This window comes from Enterobacter cloacae complex sp. P18RS, from assembly GCF_014982105.1.
GTDB lineage: Bacteria > Pseudomonadota > Gammaproteobacteria > Enterobacterales > Enterobacteriaceae > Enterobacter > Enterobacter hormaechei_C.
The window spans coordinates 1-2,034 of sequence record NZ_JADCKV010000044.1 but is presented as its reverse complement, the minus strand read 5'-3'; the positions used below and the strand labels follow the sequence as shown (position 1 = coordinate 2,034).

Genomic DNA, 2,034 nt, shown 5'->3' with positions numbered 1-2,034 from the left:
CGCCGAGCTGGGCTGTCGCGCCTGCGCGTCGCCGGGCGGCGGGTGTCAGTTCCTCGGTACGGCGGGCACCTCGCAGGTAGTGGCGGAGGCACTGGGTCTGGCGCTGCCGCACTCCGCGCTGGCCCCGTCCGGGCAGGCGGTGTGGCTGGAGATCGCCCGCCAGTCGGCGCGGGCGGTCAGTGAACTGGATAACCGCGGCATCACCACGCGCGATATCCTTACCGACAAAGCCATCGAAAACGCGATGGTGATCCACGCGGCGTTCGGCGGCTCCACTAATTTACTGCTGCACATTCCGGCCATCGCCCACGCGGCGGGCTGCACGATCCCGGACGTTGAACACTGGACGCGCGTCAACCGCAGGGTGCCTCGCCTGGTAAGCGTGCTGCCCAACGGCCCGGACTATCACCCGACCGTGCGCGCCTTCCTCGCGGGCGGCGTGCCGGAGGTGATGCTCCACCTGCGCGATCTCGGCCTGCTGCATCTGGACGCCATGACCGTCACTGGCCAGACAGTGGGCGAGAACCTCGACTGGTGGCAGAGCTCGGAGCGCCGTAAGCGCTTCCGCCAGTGCCTGCGCGAGCAGGACGGCGTGGAGCCGGATGACGTGATCCTGCCGCCGGAGAAGGCAAAAGCGAAAGGGCTGACCTCGACGGTCTGCTTCCCGACGGGCAACATCGCGCCGGAAGGATCGGTGATCAAGGCCACGGCGATCGACCCGTCGGTGGTGGGTGAAGATGGCGTTTACCGCCACACTGGCCGGGTGCGGGTGTTTGTCTCGGAGGCGCAGGCGATCAGGGCCATCAAGCGGGAAGAGATTGCGCAGGGCGATATCATGGTGGTGATCGGCGGTGGCCCGTCCGGCACCGGCATGGAAGAGACCTACCAGCTCACCTCCGCGCTGAAGCATATCTCGTGGGGCAAGACGGTGTCGTTAATCACCGATGCGCGCTTCTCGGGCGTGTCGACGGGGGCCTGCTTCGGCCACGTATCGCCGGAGGCGCTGGCGGGAGGGCCGATTGGTAAGCTGCGCGATAACGACATCATTGAGATTGCCGTGGACCGCCTGACTCTGACCGGTAGCGTGAACTTCATCGGTACCGCGGACAACCCGCTGACGCCGGAAGAGGGGGGGCGCGAGCTGGCGCGGCGGCTGACGCACCCGGACCTGCACGCTCACGACTTTTTGCCGGACGATACCCGGCTGTGGGCGGCATTACAGTCCGTGAGTGGCGGCACCTGGAAAGGCTGTATTTATGACACCGATAAAATCATTGAGGTAATTAACGCCGGTAAAAAAGCACTCGGCCTTTAATTATTTTTTGAGAGAAAGTCGTCTGCGGAAAATATTCCGCGGGCGGTTTTTGCTTGTCTTTAATTTGCTAATTTAAACAATGAGTTGAGATATATCGTTGGCGTCACAAAAGCGAAATAACGTAATTCAGAAATAAGATATGACCATTGCTGGTTAATTGAGCAGCTCATTACACTCCAGTAACACAATGTTGTAATTCAGCACACTACATAAGGGTGTAATTCTGATGACGCAATTAACCATGAAAGACAAAATTGGCTACGGGCTGGGTGATACCGCCTGCGGCTTCGTCTGGCAGGCCACGATGTTCCTGCTGGCCTATTTCTACACCGACGTGTTCGGTCTCTCCGCGGGCATAATGGGGACGCTGTTTTTAGTTTCCCGCGTGCTCGACGCCGTGACCGATCCGCTGATGGGGCTGCTGGTAGACCGCACCCGCACCCGCTACGGCCAGTTCCGCCCGTTCCTGCTGTGGGGCGCCATCCCGTTTGGCATCGTCTGCATGCTGACCTTCTACACGCCGGACTTCTCCGCGCAGGGCAAAATCATCTACGCCTGCGTGACCTACATTCTGCTGACTCTGGTCTACACCTTCGTTAACGTCCCGTACTGTGCCATGCCGGGGGTGATCACCGCCGACCCGAAAGAGCGTCATGCCCTTCAGTCCTGGCGTTTCTTCCTCGCCGCCGCGGGGTCGCTCGCCATCAGCGGCATCGCGC

Annotated in this window: 2 protein-coding genes; both read left to right on the top strand. The window is 61.3% G+C overall.

Annotated elements, in window-relative coordinates; genetic code table 11:
- Window positions 1-1,315 (top strand): xylonate dehydratase YagF (gene yagF / locus INF61_RS22315; RefSeq protein WP_227413532.1); only part of this gene is annotated, 1,315 nt, incomplete at its 5' end.
- A gap of 226 nt (window positions 1,316-1,541) precedes the next feature.
- The coding region (locus INF61_RS22310; RefSeq protein WP_193548130.1) for an MFS transporter at window positions 1,542-2,034 on the top strand (493 nt) is incomplete at its 3' end.